This window comes from Pseudomonas sp. W4I3 (assembly GCF_030816195.1).
In the GTDB taxonomy this organism is placed as follows: Bacteria; Pseudomonadota; Gammaproteobacteria; order Pseudomonadales; family Pseudomonadaceae; genus Aquipseudomonas.
Window position 1 is genome coordinate 4770992 of record NZ_JAUSXS010000001.1, and the last position, 16527, is coordinate 4787518.

Below are 16527 nucleotides of genomic sequence, written 5' to 3' on the forward strand. Positions count from 1 at the left end.
CTCGTACACTCGATCAATTCGTCGTTTTCAAGGTTGACCGCCTCGTGCTTTCCCGTCTGCTTGCCCTGCCCTGCTACCTGCTCATCGCCCTGCTCACCCTGCTGCCGCTGACGTCCGCCCAAGCCGTGGGTCTGCCCGGACTGCTGGGCAGTTCCACCAAGGCGCAACCCCAGGCCGAGGTACCATTGGGGCAGTCGCTGGACGAGGTGATCAAGACCCTGGAGAACGACCAGCAGCGCACCCAACTGCTGAGCGACTTGAAGAAACTGCGCGCGGCCACGCAAAAGGCCCAACCGGCTGCAGAGCTTGGTGTGCTGGGCCTGATCGGCAGCACGCTGTCGGGCTTTGAACAGCAGTTCTCCGGCGCCGACAGCCCGCTGGGGCGCTGGTCCAATGAGGTCGACCTGGCCAAGGATGAACTCAGCGCGCTGATGCTGCCGGCCAGCGAATGGCTGCCGATCATCTTTGGTTTTGCCGTGATCCTGGCGGTGTGGAGCCTGTTGGCCGCGGCGCTGATCTGGCTCAGCCATCGCGTGCGCGAACGCTTCGGCCTGCCCGAGGAGCTGCCGCAACACCCACGCACCTGGGACATGCTGCGCTTCGCCCTGCGCAAGCTCGGCCCATGGTTGATCGCCTTGGTCATCACTGTTTACCTGAGCTACGCCCTGCCTTCGTCCCTGGGCAAGTCGCTGGCGATGGTGCTGGCTTACGCGCTGGTTGTCGGCACCTGTTTCTCGGCAATCTGCGTGATTGCTTTTTCTCTGCTGGACGGCCCGCACCGCCACCGCGCCCTGTATATCCTGCGCCACCAGGCCTTCCGCCCGCTGTGGTGGATCGGCAGTTTCGCCGCCTTTGGCGAAGCCTTGAGCGACCCGCGGCTGGTCGCGGCGCTCGGCCAGCACCTGGCCCACACGGCCGCAACCGTGGCCAATGTGATGGCGGCGCTGTCCACTGGCGTATTCATCCTGCGGTTCCGTCGACCGATTGCCCACCTGATCCGCAACCAGCCGCTGTCGCGTCGCCTCACCCGCCGCGCCCTCACCGATACCCTGTCGATCATCGGCACCTTCTGGTACTTGCCCGCACTGTTGCTGGTGGGCATCTCGCTGTTTGCCACCTTCCTGTCCGCCGGCGACACCAGCACTGCCCTGCGCCAGTCGCTGCTGTGCACGGTGCTGCTGGTGTTGTGCACGGTGATCAATGGGCTGGTGCGGCGCCACGCGCTCAAACCGCAGCGCGGACACAAGCGCCATGCGTTGTACTCCGACCGCCTGAAAAGCTTCGTCTACACCCTGGCGCACCTGCTGGTATGGCTAGTGTTCATTGAACTGGGCCTGCGCGTGTGGGGCCTGTCACTGATTCGCTTTACCGAAGGCGACGGCCATGAAATCAGCGTCAAGCTGTTCAGCCTCGGCGGCACCTTGCTGTTTGCCTGGCTGATCTGGATTCTCAGCGACACCGCGATCCACCACGCCCTGACCCGCTCGCGCAAAGGCCTGGCCAACGCACGTGCGCAAACCATGATGCCGCTGATCCGCAACGTGCTGTTCGTGACCATCTTCATCATCGCCGCCATCGTCGCCCTGGCGAACATGGGCATGAACGTCACGCCATTGCTGGCCGGTGCCGGTGTGATCGGCCTGGCGATCGGTTTCGGTGCGCAGTCGCTGGTGGCCGACCTGATCACCGGCCTGTTCATCATTATCGAAGACTCCCTGGCCATCGATGACTACGTCGATGTCGGTGGCCACCTCGGCACCGTCGAAGGGCTGACCATCCGCACCGTGCGCCTGCGCGATATCGATGGCATCGTGCACACCATTCCCTTCAGCGAGATCAAGAGCATCAAGAACTACTCGCGCGAATTCGGCTACGCGATCTTCCGCGTGGCAATCCCCTACAACATGGAGATCGACAACGCGATCAAGCTGATACGCGATGTTGGCCATGCCATGCGCAATGATCCACTGCAACGCCGCAATATCTGGTCGCCACTGGAGATTCAGGGCGTGGAGAGTTTCGAATCGGGCAGTGCCATCCTGCGCGCGCGGTTCAAGACGGCGCCGATCAAGCAGTGGGAAGTGTCGCGGGCGTTCAACCTGTCACTCAAGCGGCACCTGGACGAAGCCGGGCTTGACCTGGCGACACCGCGCTTGAGCGTGCAGGTGGTGACGGGGGGACTGGAGAAAGACAAACCGCAAGCTAACGCAGATTAACGGTGGGAGGGGGCTTGCTCCCGATGGCGGTGTGTCAGCCAGTTCATCTGATACTGACACACCTATATCGGGAGCAAGCCCCCTCCCACATTGGATCCGTGGTGTTTAAGCGAGTGCCGCGCCATCCATCTTCTGCCGCAGACTCAGCGGACGCATGTCCGTCCAGGTCTCTTCGATATAGGCCAGGCACTCTTTCTTGAAGCCGCTCTTGCCCACGGTGCGCCAGCCCTCCGGCACAGCCTTGTAGTCGGGCCAGATCGAGTATTGCTCTTCGTGGTTGACCACTACCTGAAACAGGATGTCGTCGCGGTCAAATACTGAGGTCATTGCTGTTCTCCGTCGTTCAAAGGCTGGCTGTGCACCATGCACAGCGCTGATATCTGTAGAAACGTACCAAGGGCCACGAAAATTAGAGGCCGGCGAGCGCTGCCGCCAAGGCGCGCCCGAAGATTTCGGCGACCTGGTCGACCTCAGCGGCAGTGATCACCAACGGCGGCAAGAAACGCACCACGCTGCCATGCCGCCCGCCCAGCTCGAGGATCAAGCCACGCTTGAGGCACTCACGTTGAAGCAGCGGTGCGAGCAGACGATGCACGGGCGGGTGGCCCTGGATGTCGCGCTTGCCATCCGGGTCCACCAGCTCCACGCCAAGCATCAGCCCACGCCCGCGAATATCCCCCAGTTGCGGGAAGTCGCGCTGCAGCAGGCGCAGGTGTTCGCCCAGGCGCTCGCCCATGGCCGCCGCATGACCGGCCAGATCGTGCTCCTTGAGGTAGCGCATCACCGCAGAACCTGCCGCCATCGCCATCTGATTGCCTCGGAACGTCCCCGCATGGGCCCCCGGCAACCAGGTGTCGAGCCAGTCGCGATACACCACCACCGCCAGCGGCAAGCTGCCGCCAATCGCTTTGGACATCACCACCACGTCCGGGATGATACCCGCGTGCTCGAAGGCAAACATTTTGCCGGTACGGCCAAAACCACTCTGGATTTCATCGACGATCAGCGCGACGCCCGCCTGCTCGGTGATACGCCGCAGGCCGCGCAGCCAGTCGAGGTCTGCCGGGACTACGCCGCCCTCGCCCTGCACCACTTCAACGATCACCGCCGCCGGCGGCAACACGCCCGCTTCGGGATCGTTGAGCAGGTTTTCCAGGTAATGCAGGTTAACCCGCACCCCCTCAGCGCCACCCAGGCCGAACGGGCAGCGGTAGTCGTAGGGGTATGGCAGAAATTGCACGCCACTGCCGAGCAATGCGCCCAGCGGTTTCTTCGGCCCGAGGCTGCCCATCAGGCTCAACGCACCCTGGCTCATGCCGTGATAACCGCCCTGGAAGGACAGCACCGTACTGCGCCCGGTTGCGGTGCGTGCCAGCTTCAAGGCGGCTTCCACCGCGTCGGTCCCCGTGGGACCGCAGAACTGGATTTTCGCCTCTCGCGCCAGCTCCGGCGGCAACAGGCCGAACAGATCTTGCACGAACTGGTCCTTGACCGGCGTGGTCAGGTCCAGGGTGTGCAACGGCAGCTCATCGCTCAGGACCTGTTGAATGGCCTGGATCACCACCGGGTGGTTATGGCCGAGCGCGAGGGTTCCCGCACCGGCCAGGCAGTCAATGAAACGGCGACCCTCCACGTCTTCCACATAGATCCCCTTGGCACGCTTGAGTGCCAGGGGAATGCGCCGAGGATAGCTGCGGGCATTCGACTCCTGCTGGCGCTGGCGGGCCAGCAGCGGGCTGTCGTCGAACTGGTAAAGCGTTTCGCTGACGTGCACAGGCGCGGCTTCGATGGGGCTGGTGGCGACTGACATCTCTCGATCCCTCAATACGCGGGTGATGGTGGTCATCCGTGGGGGTGGAGAATGCGCACGGACTTCATGTTCTGAAGACGCATCTGGACCGAGGCGATTTAGGGGCCTGGTCGGATTTAATGTGGGAGGGGGCTTGCTCCCGATAGCGGTGTGTCAGCTAAACATTGGCTGGCTGATACACCTGTATCGGGGGCAAGCCCCCTCCCACATTTGACCGGTGTTCGGCTTAAAGCCCGCGGTATTTTTCATTCAGCGCGTACAGGATCGCGCAGGTCTCGGCGTCCAGAAGCCCACTGTAATCGCGCGCCCGAAAGTGCATTTGAAATGCCCGGGTGCGCTGTTCAAAGGCCTGGCGACTCCATGCCGGCTTGTACCCATACCGCTGAAACGCCCGTTCGACCTCCACCTCCGGCGGCAAGCCCATGTAAAACCTGCGTTGGTACATCGCTCGGGTCGCTTCGTCGAACCAGGCTCCTACCCCGGCTTCATGCAGGTATCGCCAGGGCAGCCGAGGCCCAGGATCGCTTTTGCGCCAGTACGCCACATCCGAGTGCCCGAGAATACCGACCGGGCCGATGTGGGCGTAGCGCTCAAGAATGTCGCGCATAAGCGTAATCAAGACTTCCACCTGTGCCTCGCGATACGCCGGGAAGGTAAACACCCCTTTGTCATCACGCGCCAGGTTGACGATTTCGATGCCAATCGCACGGCTGTTGAGGTTATCCCGCCCGTCCCAATGGCTGGCCCCGGCATGCCAGGCGCGCAGGTCCTCGCTCACCAGGCGAAACACGCGCAGTTCGTCATAACCGGCGGCGCGGTAGCCGGGCTCATCGGGATCGGGCAGCAGATAATGAGCGCTGACCCCGTTCTGCGTCAGGGTGCGCAAGGACGATGTAAAGGGCGCCGCGGTGTAATGCAGGATCACCTGCCCGACGGGCTCGCCGTTACGTTCGTTGAAATCCCTGGCAGGGAAACTGGTATCGATGACCAACATAAGATCCGTCCTTTCAGTACGGGCCGAATCATTCGGCCCTTTCAAGCGCAAAAAAATTACCGCCATCCTGAAGTCTTGAGCCTCAGGGGGGCGGTAACTATTTGGCACGTGCAGAAAAGCGATCAGCGTCGCAACGGCATACCCAATTCAACCCGCAGGCCATCCACCTGGCTGTCGAACGTTAACGAGCATGAGCAGCGCTGGACGATCGCTTGAACGATCGCCAGGCCCAGGCCACAGCCTTCACTGCTGCCATTGCGCCAGAAGCGCTGGGTCAGGTATTGCAGGTCATCACTGGAGATCTGCGGGCCATGATCCCGCACGCGAAATACCACGTTGTCAGCGCTGGAAAATACCTTCAGCTCCACGCGGGTGTCGGCCGGGGTGTGGCGCAAGGCGTTGTCCAGCAGGTTGCGCAAGGCCGCGACGGCCAGGCCCACGGGCATGTCCACCGGTGTGTCGGCCAGGCTGTCCGCCAGGATCAGGTCGATGCGCGAGTTGTCCCCGGCGTTGGCATCCTGGATCGCCAGCCTGGCGACTTCCTCGGCGCTGGACTGCAAACCATCGTCAAACGACAGACTGCCCTCCACCCGCGCCAGCAGCAACAGTTGCTCCAGGGTGCGATGCAGGCGGTCGGCGCCTTCCTCGGCGTGAGCCAGGGACTGGTCACGGGCTGCGCCCTCGGTCATGCGGGCCACCTGCAAGTGGGTCTTGATTGCCGTCAACGGGCTGCGCAGCTCATGGGCGGCGTCGCCGGTCAGGCGGCGTTCGCGCTCGATGGCCTTGGCGATGCGTTGCAACAGTTGGTTCTGGGTGTCGAGCAACGGCTTGAGTTCGCTGGGCAGCGGGTGGATCTGCAACGGCTCAAGGGAGTCGGCGCTGCGGCGCATCAAGGCGTCACGCATGCGATTGAGCGGCACCAGGCTCTGGCCGATGCCCAGCCACAACAGGCACAGGCAACCCAGCAAGGCGACGCCGACCGGCACCGACGCCGCGAGCAGGATCGACAGGTTCAACGCCTCGCGCTCCACCTGACGGTCGGCCGTGGTGATCAGCAGGTCACCACGGGACAGGGTGAAACTGCGCCACCCCACGCCATCGATCACCTGGTCGCGAAAACCGCTCTTGCGCGACTCCAGCCCCTCATCCGGCGTGGTATGGCTGCGCGCGAGGATTTCGCCGTGCAAGGAACTGACCTGGCAGGCCATGCCCCCCGGCACGTTGAGTTGTTCGGTGCGTAAACGGGTGCCAGCGCCGACGCTGGCCAGGCCCGGCATCTGTTCGGTCAGACCCGCCACCATGCGCGCCGACGCCACCAAGCGCTGGTCGAGGGAGAACATCATCTGATTGCGCAGGTCGTTGAGCATCCAGGCCGCCGCCAGGGCCCAGATCAACACAAAAGCGGCGCCGAGCTTGAACGTCAGGCGCAGGCGCAGGCTCATCACGAAGCGTCCTCTCCCGCATCGGCCGGGCCCAGGCGATAACCGAGGCCGCGTACGGTCTCGACGATGCCATTGCCCAATTTGCGCCGCAGATGGTGGATGTGCACGTTCAGCGCGTTGCTCTCGAGCTCGTCGTTGAACCCGTAGACGCTGTCCTTGAGCTGTTCACTGGACAATACGCGGCCCTTGTTGTGCAACAAGGCCTGCAACAGCGCTTGTTCACGGCGCGACAGGTCCACCGGCTGGCCACCCAGGAAAGTCTCGCGGCTGCTGGGGTCATAGGCCAGGCGGCCATGCTCGATCAGGTTGACGCTGCGCCCCGCCACCCGGCGCAACAGGGTTTGCAGACGGGCGGCGAGTTCGCGCAGGTCGAAGGGTTTGAGCAGGTAATCATCGGCGCCCGCCTGCAGGCCGTCGACACGGTTGGTCACCGAATCGCGCGCGGTGAGGATCAGCACCGGAATCTCCAGGCCCTGGCTGCGTTGTTGTTGCAGCAGTTTCAGGCCGTCTTCGTCGGGCAGGCCGAGGTCGAGCACCATGATGTCGAAGGTCGCCGCCCTGAGCATCGCCCTGGCCGCCGCGGCCGTGCCCACGCGCTCGACCGTGAAACCCTGGGCGGTGAGGCCGGCCACGATGCCGCTGGCGATCAGTTCGTCGTCTTCACAGACCAGTACGTGCATGCTGAACCCTTCATGAAAGATGCGGGTGATTAGAAAAGGCACGGATTAAGCGCGCATTATGCCGCTAACTTCGCAACACCAGATAATCCCTACGCTCTAGAATAGCTCCCGGTTAATCATCGGTTAATCAACGCCACACATTGTGTGCCTCACTTGCATCGAACTAAGGCTGGACCATGCGGCATCTATTGACCTTTCTGCTGGTGTTGTTCGCGGGGTTGGCCCAGGCCGCGCCGGGCAACCCTTTCGAGACCAAACCCGATTTTCTGCCGGTGGGCAAAGCCTTTACGTTTACCTCCGAGCGTCTTGAAAGTGGCGAGACCCAGCTGTATTGGCAGATTGCCGATGGTTATTACCTGTACCAGCAGCGCATGAAATTCGACGGCCTGGCCGAGAAGCCCGTGTTGCCCCAGGGGGAAGCCCACAGCGATGAATTCTTCGGCGAACAGCAGGTGTATCGCCAGGGCCTGGAAGTGAAGATCCCGGCCGGCGCCACCGGCCAGGTCAAGCTGGGCTGGCAGGGCTGCGCCGATGCCGGCCTGTGCTACCCGCCGCAATCGATCACCGTGGACCTGGGCGGTAACCCGGCGGTCGCCGCCACCGCCCAGGCCCAGGACCAGAGCCTGGCCAGCGACCTGCAACAGCGCAGCCTGGGCTGGAGCCTGCTGATCTTTTTTGGCCTGGGCCTGTTGCTGGCATTTGCCCCCTGCTCGCTGCCGATGCTGCCGATCCTTGCCGGATTGGTGGTGGGCAGCGGCGCCAGCCCGCGTCGCGGCTTTGCCCTGGCCAGCAGCTACGTGGTGTGCATGGCGCTGGTGTATGCCGCGCTGGGCGTAATGGCCGCGTTGCTCGGCGGCAACCTCGCCGCGCTGCTGCAAACCCCGTGGATCCTCGGCAGTTTCGCCGCCTTGTTCGTGATTCTCGCCCTGCCGATGTTCGGCTTCTTTGAACTGCAACTGCCGGCCTTCCTGCGTGACCGCCTCGACAACGTCAGCCGCAAGCAAAGCGGTGGCAGCCTGATCGGCGCCGGCGTTCTCGGCGCGTTGTCCGGTCTGCTGGTGGGCCCCTGCATGACTGCGCCCCTGGCCGGCGCGCTGCTGTATATCGCCCAGAGCGGCAACGCGCTGCACGGTGGCCTGATCCTGTTCGCCATGGGCATCGGCATCGGCATCCCACTGTTGCTGCTGGTCACCGTGGGCAACCGTTTCCTGCCCAAGCCGGGCACCTGGATGAACATACTCAAGGGCGTCTTCGGCTTCCTGTTCCTCGGTACCGCCGTGCTGATGATTCGCCCGGTGGTCGGCGAAAGCCTGTGGATCGGCCTGTGGGGCGCGCTGGCACTGGTCATGGCCTATTGCGGCTGGACGCTGGCCCGTGAACACGGCCTGGCCGCCAGGGTGTTTGGCGCAGGCTCGGTGGTGCTGGGCCTGTGGGGCGCGGTACTGGTGGTGGGCGCGGCGGGTGGCAGCGATGAGCTATGGCAACCGCTGAAGGTCTACAGCGGCTCGCGGGTTGCTGCGGCAACCAGCACGCATGATGCATTCATGACCATCAATGACCCCGCCGCACTGCAAGGCCAACTCGACAGCGCCAAGGCACAGGGCCAATGGGTACTGGTGGATTACTACGCCGACTGGTGCGTGTCGTGCAAGATCATGGAAAAACAGGTGTTCGGCCAACCTGAAGTGATGGACGCCTTGAAAGAGGTGCGCCTGCTGCGCCTGGACGTTACCGCCGACAACGCCGCCAGCCGCGAGCTGCTCGGCCGCTATAAAGTGCCTGGGCCCCCGAGCTTCGTCTGGATCGGCCCGGACGGTGAAGAGCGTCGCGCCCATCGCATCACTGGCGAAGTGGATGCCGCCGCCTTCCTGCAACGCTGGACGCAAACCCGAGACGCGCGCTGATGCTGACCCTCACCATCGGCACCTTCGCCATCGCCCTGAATCACATCCTGCTGATCAGCGCGCTGATCCTCGCCACCCTGGTGGGCTGGCGCGTGGCCAAACGCGGCGGCGAAAACCCGGAGTCGGTGCTGTTCAGCCTGTTCCTGCTGGGCATGCTGACCGCCCGCGTCAGCTTTGTGCTGATGTACTGGAGCGAGTACAGCAACGACTGGCTGCAGATGGTCGACCTGCGCGATGGCGGCTTTCTCGCCTGGCCCGGGATTATCGCCTTGGTGCTGGGTGCGCTGGCCTACGGTTGGCGACGCCCGGCCCTGCGCAAGCCGCTGAGCGCCGGGGTGATCAGCGGCCTGCTGTTCTGGGGCATGGCCAGCCTCTCCCTGAACCTTTACGACAAGGGCTCGCAACTGCCGGATATCACCTTGCGCGACGCCAACGGCAACGTGGTGCAACTGGCCGACTACAAAGGCGGCCCGCTGGTGATCAACCTCTGGGCCACCTGGTGCCCGCCGTGCCGTCGAGAAATGCCGGTGCTGGAACGCTCCCAGCACCAACGCCCGGACGTCACCTTCCTGTTCGTCAACCAGGCCGAGAGCATGCAAAGCGTCAGCACTTACCTGGCCACTCAGGGCCTGAACCTCGACAACGTGCTATTCGACGCCAGCGGTCGCCTCGGCCAGGCCGTCGGCTCCATGGCTTTACCCACCACGCTGTTCTATACCGCCGACGGACGCCTGATCAACAGCCACCTTGGCGAGTTGTCCCAAGCCAGCCTGGCCCGTGCCATGGAACCCTTCGACACCGCCCCACAAAGGAAACCCACATGCCTCGCCTCCGCCACCTGCTGACCCTGCTGCCTTTGACCCTGGCCGCCACGCTGGCCCAGGCCGAAGACTGGCCGGCCCCGATCAAACAGATCGAAGCCAAGGGCGCCAAGATCCTCGGTAAGTTCGACGCCCCCAGCGGCCTCACCGGTTACGCGGCGCAATACCAGAACCGCGGCATGGCGCTGTACCTGACCGCCGACGGCAACAGCGTGCTCGCCGGCAACCTGTACGACGCCCAGGGCAATGACCTGAGCAGCGCGCCCCTGGAAAAACTGGTGTACGCGCCGATGGCCAAGGAAGTCTGGGCCAAGATGGAGAAGAGCAGCTGGATCCAGGACGGCGACAAAAACGCCCCGCGCACCGTCTACCTGTTCAGCGACCCCAACTGCCCGTACTGCAACATGTTCTGGGAACAGGCGCGGCCATGGGTCAAGGCCGGCAAGGTGCAACTGCGCCACATCATGGTCGGCATCATTCGCGAAGACAGCCCCGGCAAATCCGCCGCGCTGTTCGCCGCCAAGGACCCGCAAAAGGCCCTGGAAGCACATGAAGCCGCCGGCAAGGGCAGCAAGTTGCAGGCACTGGCCAAGATCCCGGCGGATATCGAAGCCAAGCTCGATGCCAATATGAAGTTGATGGAGGAGCTGGAGTTGTCGGCGACGCCGGCGATTTTCTATCTGGATGACAAGGGTGGTTTGCAGCAACAGCAGGGGGCGCCGTCGCCGGAGAAGTTGGTGAAGATTCTGGGGCCGAAATAGAACGCCCTAATATCTAACGAAAGAGGCCTCCATTACTGGAGGCCTTGTTTTTGATACGCCTCAACAGCGCCAGATCAAATGTTCTCCTTCACCGTGAGCTGAGTCACTTCAAAATCATTAATCGGGTCTATCCCCATCACCGCATTGTGGAAAGCGAGCCTCATGGTACTTGAGGAGGCGACGAAACCGCCCTCTAGTAACTGCCAGGCTTACCGACAACATTGCCCACCGGGTCACGATCCAGGCGCTGAATGTATAGCGGCGCCCTGCTTACACCCGGTAGCACATGCTGAAGTTATCGATAAACGAATAGTCCTCTACAAGTATCGTCATCCACGCCACCGTGGTCCCAGGCGACGTGACCAACTCGACCCAAAAACCGCCTCGCCAATCATCGGGATAAGTCTCTTGCCGGACCATATTTCCGGCTGGGTCATAAAAGGTGACTGTCGCTGGGCGTTGTTTCCAGGCCCAACTGAACCTGACAGATTCCAGTTCACGACTGAAATCAAATCGATGCAGTTGCGGTGGAATTTGATGATCAGAATTTTGGCACATGACAAAGTGCTTACCCGAGTAGTAGCTGTCATTACCATAGGTACCTATACCCGCCAAACCCGCCCCCGAGGTAAAGGTTATTTTCATCAAATCCGTCTGAATACTGCCGCCTGCGGCAAACATCCCCAACGCCAGCCCTTCAAAGCGCTCCACCTGGCAGATCAGTTGCCGCTTCACTATCAGGTTCAATACTGGGAAAGTGATGGAACTCCTTTCTGGTTCATTGCTATCTGGCGCTGCCATACAGGTGACCGTCAGGGGAGAATCATGTTTTAGCAGCAAAAGATCTGATCGACTCAGCGTTTGAGAGAGCCCCGCTTGGGCCTCCTCCGGGGTAAGCGGGCGGCCCTTCACCACGTAGAAAGTATGCTCAGTTCCATCCTTTTTAATACCCGTGCATTTGAGCCAGACACATTGTCCGGCCAACGCAAACCACCAGGGTTCAACTGTGATTAAAGCATCTGCGGGGAAGGTAGCCAGATCGAGAATGCCGTATTGAGTAGCACGTGGCGTAGCCTGCTCCACCACTGGCGTCGGCAGGCGCACCGGCACGCTGATGTGCAGGTTGAGATCCTTTGACGTCTGCACCTTGCACGCACTGGTGACGGTGTAGTTGATCTTCACCGTTTTGCCGATGCTTTCGATCACCGCCTCTCGAGGGACCAGAAAAGTAGTGGTTCCACTGGCGCTGCCCGGCTGGGACTCCAACGGCCAGCACGTTCCGTTTGGCTGCGTCCAACACAGACTGAGGGTGTGGGTGGGATGGTTGCCGAGGTAACTCGCCTCGACATGCACGCCATCTCGTCCATTCCACACGGTCAGCTCGTTGCCCACGGCTTCTGTGACTGTTGGGGCCAGTAACTCAAGAGGCTCCTGCTCAATGGTGAATGTCTGTACGGGAAACGCGTGTGCACTCTCGAACGTGTCCTTCTCACAGAAACTCAACGCAAAATGCAGTTCGAACGTACTGCAATCAGCCAGTTCCTGCAGCGCGGCCCTGGGGATAGGTGCGATCACACCCTGCGCTTTCCAGGCATCCGTCATCGTTGCCCTTTCCAGGATATCGAAGCGGTAAGCACGGCCATCTTCATACTTGCCCACGAACCACATCCAGCAATAACTCGAACACACGCTGTAGGCCGGTACCGGCACCCTCGCCGTGGCATCCCCTTTGAACGTAGTAAGGCTAAGGATTGTTTTAGTCGCTTCCTCTATCTGCGCAGGGGGGAATGTTGGGGTAAGGACGTTGATGACGCGTACAGGTGAAGATTGTTCATTGTCGTTGAAGCCAAGGGTATAGCTAAGCGTCATAGCCTGGGTGAAAAAGCACGCCACCACGCAGGCCGACAATTTGATACACGGCAGGTCCCCGTCCTGCTCAAGCGTTACATGGCCTAGCAGCTTCTTCGCGTAACCGGGCCCGCTTACATAAAACTTCACCTCGTCGCCTTTATAAGCATCAAGGCCGGGAATGATGACCTCCCCTCCCTCTCGGGTGTTCTCAGGGTTAAGGCACCACTCATCGTTGTATTGCACAGACTGCCTCAGGTGCGGAGGCGGCAGGTCTAAGCCTGGTGCCACGATCAACGCAGCAGTACGGCGCCGCTGAACTTCGAGCGCATTTCGCGGTAGGCGCGTTTCAAGATGCGGATCAATGTCAGCAGGGGGTTCAGCCGGTAAGCCGCTGGTGATCCAGGCAGACTGAAGTGTGATGGACCTCCATGGTTTGCGCCGTGACAGCCAGCCCCGTGCAATCTCGGGTCGCAGCGCATCACCGCTGGCGACCTCTTCTTCAGTCAACCTATGGTCGTAAATCACGGTGTAGAACTCATGCGGAGGAACGTCTTGCTCAGTGACCGCTGTGCAGTACACCTTATCGCCCGCCTTCGCCAGCGGGTGGAGCGGCACAATAACCGTCTCGTTCCCTTCATGGTCCTTCATGTCATAGGTAGGCGTGTTATGCAGGATTTTTTCGTGAAGCAGTCGAGGCGCAAGCGCTTCACTTTCACTTGCCGGGTAGAACGATATGCCCACTTCCTTGACCAGAGAAGCGGCGAGCTGACCTTGCGATCTGCCTGTATATGAAAAAAGGGCAGTGAACCCCATAAGCCTCGTCAAGTAGCTCAAGGGAATTTCAATCTCCCTGGCCCCTGTCTCACCGCTCGAATCCACCAGATTCTCAAGTACAAGTTCAGGCGCCTCCTTTGCGCTGAACGTGACGGTGATGTCTGATCCGTCCATACGTGGATCGACAGTCAGGTATGAGCCTTTCATTGCGGACGGAACAACAATCCCGTGGACCTCGCTGGAAATCAATGGGGCGTTGACTTCCATCGCACTGGGCTGAGCCGCTTTCGATTCAGGGTTCTGTGGCTTTGGCGCGCCGTCGGCGCTCGCTGAGATCTTGGGGGTTGCAGGGGGTGTTTGCTTAGCCATGATAAAAACTCCGTGTTCAGGGTGCTTTTATATTTGGCCAATCCAAACGGCCAAGTCGTGCCCTGTAGTAGGTCTTTTTTTCTGGCCTGCATCTACTGTCAGAATCGACAGTTCTCACTGAAAAAGAGGCGCTACCCGACCAACGGACAGCGCCCTCCCTCCTGCATTGGCTGTGTACTTGAACAGTCCGTCAGGAGAATACCCGCACTCGGCGGGCACTCTTCTAGAACAACGACTCATGGGATTCGCTGACTGTGTATCAGCGAACACCGCTTACTCCCGGTAGCACATGCTGAAGTTATCGATAAACGAATAGTCCTCTACAAGTATCGTCATCCACGCCACCGTGGTCCCAGGCGACGTGACCAACTCGACCCAAAAACCGCCTCGCCAATCATCGGGATAAGTCTCTTGCCGGACCATATTTCCGGCTGGGTCATAAAAGGTGACTGTCGCTGGGCGTTGTTTCCAGGCCCAACTGAACCTGACAGATTCCAGTTCACGGCTGAAATCAAATCGATGCAGTTGCGGTGGAATTTGATGATCGGAATTTTGGCACATGACAAAGTGCTTACCCGAGTAGTAGCTGTCATTACCATAGGTACCTATACCCGCCAAACCCGCCCCCGAGGTAAAGGTTATTTTCATCAAATCCGTCTGAATACTGCCGCCTGCGGCAAACATCCCCAACGCCAGCCCTTCAAAGCGCTCTACATGGCAGATCAGTTGCCGCTTCACTATCAGGTTCAATACTGGGAAGGTGATGGAACTCCTTTCTGGTTCATTGCTATCTGGCGCTGCCATACAGGTGACCGTCAGGGGAGAATCATGTTTTAGCAGCAAAAGATCTGATCGACTCAGCGTTTGAGAGAGCCCCGCTTGGGCCTCCTCCGGGGTAAGCGGGCGGCCCTTCACCACGTAGAAAGTATGCTCAGTTCCATCCTTTTTAATACCCGTGCATTTGAGCCAGACACATTGTCCGGCCAACGCAAACCACCAGGGTTCAACTGTGATTAAAGCATCTGCGGGGAAGGTAGTCAGATCGAGAATGCCGTATTGAGTAGCACGTGGCGTAGCCTGTTCCACCACCGGCGTCGGCAACCGCGTCGGCCTGCTGATCTTCAACGCAAAGGTTTTGGACGGTGCAAATTTACAGTCGCTGGTAACGGTGTAATCGATAAGGACTGTTTTCCCCGCGCCATGAATCACCGCTTCACGAGGGACCGTAAACTCGACATAGCCACGATCGCTGTCGCCGCCTTTGGAGCCAAGCGGCAGGACTGTACCGTTCGGGTTGATCCAACGTGCTGTAATCGTATGATGGTGACTCATGCGCGCGTAGGCTACCTGTACAGTCACACCATAGCGACCGTTCCAAATCGTCAGGTCTGAGCCATCGGCCTCAAGCACGGTCGCGGCTTTGAGATCCAAGTCTTTCTGGGTGACGTGCAGCTCCAATCGCCGGAAGTGCGTCGCGCTGTCCTTATCGGACCGGCCATTGAAATTCACGGCAAAATGCACCTCAAGGTCGCTGCAATCCGCCAGTTTTTCCAACTCGAGCCGCGGCAACGGCGTATTGACGCCATTGGTTAGCCACTCACCCGTCACGGGCACGCCTTCCAGCACCTCAAAGCGATAGAGCGTGTCATCCTCTAACTTCCCAGTCACCCAAAGCCAGCACGGTTGACCCAACGCAATGTAGGGCCAGCGGTCCACGGTGGCGGTGGCGTCACCTGTAAAATGATTGAGGTTCAGCGTACCGTTGGTGGCCTCCATGACGACCGGCTTTGGCAGCCCGCTGATCTCCAGCACTTTGACTGTCCGCGGCGACGGCGAGAACCACTCACTGCCATCGCACCGAATGACGCGGTACTTCAGCGTAATGTCTTGCTCAAAGTTCGCGCTGATCGCCGATGGCGGTACCGTAAACACCAGACTGCTTTCACCTTCGGCCGGTTGTCGACATTCCAGCAACGGCGAGCCCGGCCCAGGGGTGCCGGAAAATGTCGGGCACACCGTGTCCCCGCAGCACATGCCCTCGTAAGTCACGACTATATGTGCACCGTCAACCGTGTTCACCGGGTTGACGACCCAAGCTTGGCCCGTGTGTACCGCCTCCCTCAATTCAGGCTCTGGGAGATCCAGATGGGGTTGCGTCAACAACTTGATTGATTTACCAGGAAACAGCCTGTAAGCCTGGTCGCCAGGGCCGTTAAACGCGACGAAAAAAGAAAAGAACAGTTTGCTGCCATGGGGAAAATCCATTAACTCACTCAGCAGCAAAGGTCTCTTCCAGCCACCGAGCGCTTCTGCTTCAGTCACCCGCTCCCCGTCAACCAACCATCTGTAGACGTTAGAGCCATCCGGCAGGGTGGCCGTGAGGCGTAACTGAACGATCTGAATGGGATCAATAAATACCCAAGCTGGCACAACAACTTCGGGGTCTTTGCAGCACAACCTTGAGAGATCCAGCTCGTCGCCAACAGCCTGGGGTATATAGGGGGCGTGCAGGTCGTTGAACGGCAGCGTGACACGGATAAGCGCATCTGCGCTTTTGACTTCCTCACCCCCTCGCTTTATCAGGCAGTGAAACTCTGCGAAACGGTTGATACGCAACCCAAGGAAATAGGGCGAAATGTGAAAGTCGACGAACCCCTCCTCCACTCCGTGTTTCGGCCCAAAAGGCTCATATACCCCGAACGGTCTGCTGGCCCAGAACATCCAGATCTCATCGCCTTCGTCCATGCCTTCGTACGCGACGCGAACGGTAGCACCCGTTTCGTGCAACCCCGTAGGGTCAAGACGCCCGTCCCGCGCTTCGAGCAGTGTCAGCTCGGGCACGATCGCAGCAGATTTTTCATTCATAGCCATAACTCCCTTACGTGGACTCATCGGCACCGAGACA

The 16527-nt window shown here is 60.5% G+C and carries 11 protein-coding genes; 4 read left to right on the top strand and 7 right to left on the bottom strand.

The annotated features are described in order from the left end of the window. Positions 1-44: 44 nt before the first annotated feature. Entirely contained in the window at positions 45-2216 is a 2172-nt protein-coding gene (locus QF045_RS21635; protein ID WP_306493954.1) for a mechanosensitive ion channel family protein, read from the top strand. A 105-nt stretch (positions 2217-2321) separates the two neighbouring features. On the opposite strand, the gene QF045_RS21640 is transcribed toward QF045_RS21635, so the two are convergent. The 5 genes from QF045_RS21640 to QF045_RS21660 form a co-directional block, all read right to left on the bottom strand. Further along, complete coding sequence (locus tag QF045_RS21640) at positions 2322-2543, bottom strand: MbtH family protein (RefSeq protein WP_057008136.1); 222 nt, start codon at positions 2541-2543, stop codon at positions 2322-2324. 82 nt (positions 2544-2625) lie between these two features. Then, positions 2626-4026, bottom strand: a complete 1401-nt coding sequence (locus tag QF045_RS21645) for an aspartate aminotransferase family protein (protein WP_306493955.1) — start codon at positions 4024-4026, stop codon at positions 2626-2628. Between the two features lie 226 nt (positions 4027-4252). Continuing rightward, positions 4253-5020: an N-acetylmuramoyl-L-alanine amidase gene (locus QF045_RS21650; RefSeq protein WP_306493956.1), complete on the bottom strand. Its 768-nt coding sequence runs from the start codon at positions 5018-5020 to the stop codon at positions 4253-4255. A 122-nt stretch (positions 5021-5142) separates the two neighbouring features. Then, a complete protein-coding gene (locus QF045_RS21655) occupies positions 5143-6462 on the bottom strand; it encodes an ATP-binding protein (protein ID WP_306493957.1) in 1320 nt (439 codons plus the stop codon). Next, positions 6462-7142, bottom strand: a complete 681-nt coding sequence (locus QF045_RS21660) for a response regulator (RefSeq protein WP_124363741.1) — start codon at positions 7140-7142, stop codon at positions 6462-6464. Before QF045_RS21660 ends, QF045_RS21655 begins: the two co-directional genes overlap by 1 nt. A 176-nt stretch (positions 7143-7318) precedes the next feature. Here QF045_RS21660 and dsbD point away from each other — a divergent pair, with 176 nt between their 5' ends. The 3 genes from dsbD to dsbG are packed head-to-tail and all read left to right on the top strand — an operon-like array spanning position 7319 to position 10628. Next, the gene (dsbD, locus tag QF045_RS21665) at positions 7319-9046 is read left to right on the top strand and encodes a protein-disulfide reductase DsbD (RefSeq protein ID WP_306493958.1); all 1728 of its coding nucleotides are present in this window, start codon (positions 7319-7321) and stop codon (positions 9044-9046) included. Further along, positions 9046-9891, top strand: a complete 846-nt coding sequence (locus tag QF045_RS21670; protein ID WP_306493959.1) for a TlpA disulfide reductase family protein — start codon at positions 9046-9048, stop codon at positions 9889-9891. The genes dsbD and QF045_RS21670 overlap by 1 nt, the downstream gene beginning before the upstream one ends. Continuing rightward, on the top strand, positions 9867-10628 hold the full coding sequence (dsbG, locus tag QF045_RS21675; protein ID WP_306493960.1) for a thiol:disulfide interchange protein DsbG: 762 nt from the start codon (positions 9867-9869) through the stop codon (positions 10626-10628). The genes QF045_RS21670 and dsbG overlap by 25 nt, the downstream gene beginning before the upstream one ends. Before the next feature lie 270 nt (positions 10629-10898). Here the strand turns inward: dsbG and QF045_RS21680 are convergent, their stop codons facing one another. Beyond that, positions 10899-13622, bottom strand: a complete 2724-nt coding sequence (locus tag QF045_RS21680) for a hypothetical protein (protein ID WP_306493961.1) — start codon at positions 13620-13622, stop codon at positions 10899-10901. Positions 13623-13895: 273 nt separating this feature from the next. Next, a complete protein-coding gene (locus QF045_RS21685) occupies positions 13896-16487 on the bottom strand; it encodes a hypothetical protein (protein ID WP_306493962.1) in 2592 nt (863 codons plus the stop codon). Positions 16488-16527 lie beyond the last annotated feature (40 nt).